Source organism: Rhizobacter sp. P3_B12, from assembly GCF_056402895.1.
The window spans coordinates 1-1,484 of the sequence record NZ_JBFUGN010001258.1 but is presented as its reverse complement, the minus strand read 5'-3'; the positions used below and the strand labels follow the sequence as shown (position 1 = coordinate 1,484).

Here is a 1,484-nt window from a genome sequence, read left to right as displayed (position 1 = left end):
CCGTAGGCGTGCTCGACCAGCTGGCGCGCGAGCGCTGCCGGGAACGGCGGCACGCGGTCCTGCAGCCGGGCCAGCTCGTCGGCGAGGTCGTTGGGCAGCAGGTCGCGGCGGGTCGACAGCACCTGGCCGAACTTGACGAAGATCGGCCCGAGCCGCTCCAGCGCCTCGCGCAGCCGTGCGCCGCGCGGCGCGTGCAGGCGGCGGCCGAGCGTCATCACCCGCACCAGGGCCCGCACCCAGCGCTGGCGGAAGCCCGACAACGCGAGCTCGTCGAGCCCGTAGCGCAGGACGATGAAGCCGATGAACAGCAACCGCAGCAGGTGCCTCATCGTCAATCGCCGCGGCGCTTGACCAGGCCCTGCAGCACGTGCACCGCCTCGCGCAGGCCGCCGGCCACCATCGCGGCGAAGCGCGAGAGTTCATGCGCCGGGGCCGGGCCGATGATCTTGGCGAGGTCGTCCTGCAGGTCCCAGCGCAGGTTGTCGATCAGCCAGCTGACGTCGGCGGCGAAGGCCGAATCGCCCTCGATGCCGACCTTCGGGCGCACGCCGCCGAACCACTGCGCGGCCAGGCGCGCCGGGTTCGAGGCGTCGAGCGTCACGCGCAGGTCCGGGTTCGCGGGCGGCTCCTCGCCGCACCACTCGAGCAGTCCGGCCGGCGTCACGCGGAACGCGATCTGCGGCGGTGGCGGCAGCAGCGGGGGCCAGCCGGTGAGCGCGAGCTGCACGCTGCGGCCGGCATGCGGCTTGAGCCGGTCGGTCGCGACGGTCTCGGACGCGATCACGTGATTGAGCAGCAGGGTGATGCGCTCCAGCGCACCGGCGCCGAGCGACGCGAAGAAGGCATTCAACATGCGCGGGATTGTAGGTGGCGGACCGCGACCATCCATCCCGGGGGCTGTCGGACGGCGGGGTGCGACCCTATGATCCAGCGCCCTGCTCCCTGCTCTGCATTCCATGCCCACCATCCTGCTGACCGGTGCCACCGGCTACATCGCGTCCCACACCTGGCTTGCACTGCAGGCCGCCGGCTTCGACGTGGTGGGGGTCGACAACTTCGCGAACAGCTCGCGCACCGTGCTGCAGCGCCTGGTCGAGCTGGGCGGGCAGGCGCCGGTCTTCATCGAGGCCGACGTCTGCGAGCGCGCGGCGATGGACGCGGTGTTCAGCCAGCACCGCATCGATGCGGTGGTGCACTTCGCGGCGCACAAGGCGGTCGGCGAATCGGCGCAGAAGCCGCTGGAGTACTACCGCAACAACCTGGGCGGCCTGATCAACGTGGCGCAGGTGATGCAGGACCACGGCTGCAAGCGGCTGGTGTTCAGCTCGTCGGCCACCGTCTACGGCCAGCCCGAGCGGCTGCCGATCACCGAGGATGCAGCCTTGTCGGCCACCAACCCCTACGGCACGACCAAGCTGCTCGGCGAGGAGCTGTTGCGCGAGCTGGCGCGCTGCGATGCGGCCTGGCAGATCGCTTTCCTGCGC

General features: G+C 71.3%; 2 protein-coding genes and 1 pseudogene. 1 reads left to right on the top strand and 2 read right to left on the bottom strand.

All coding sequences use genetic code 11. From position 1 onward, the window contains the following. Both AC1D01_RS34325 and AC1D01_RS34320 read right to left on the bottom strand, forming a co-directional pair. Positions 1-329, bottom strand: a pseudogene (locus AC1D01_RS34325) (ubiquinone biosynthesis regulatory protein kinase UbiB); the annotation flags it as partial. A gap of 2 nt (positions 330-331) precedes the next feature. Next, positions 332-853 carry a hypothetical protein gene (locus AC1D01_RS34320; RefSeq protein ID WP_477873926.1) on the bottom strand — a complete coding sequence of 174 codons (522 nt, stop codon included), beginning with the start codon at positions 851-853 and terminating at the stop codon, positions 332-334. A 103-nt stretch (positions 854-956) separates the two neighbouring features. Between AC1D01_RS34320 and AC1D01_RS34315 the strand changes: the two genes are divergently transcribed. Next, on the top strand, positions 957-1,484 hold a 528-nt coding region (locus AC1D01_RS34315), incomplete at its 3' end, for an SDR family NAD(P)-dependent oxidoreductase (protein ID WP_477873925.1).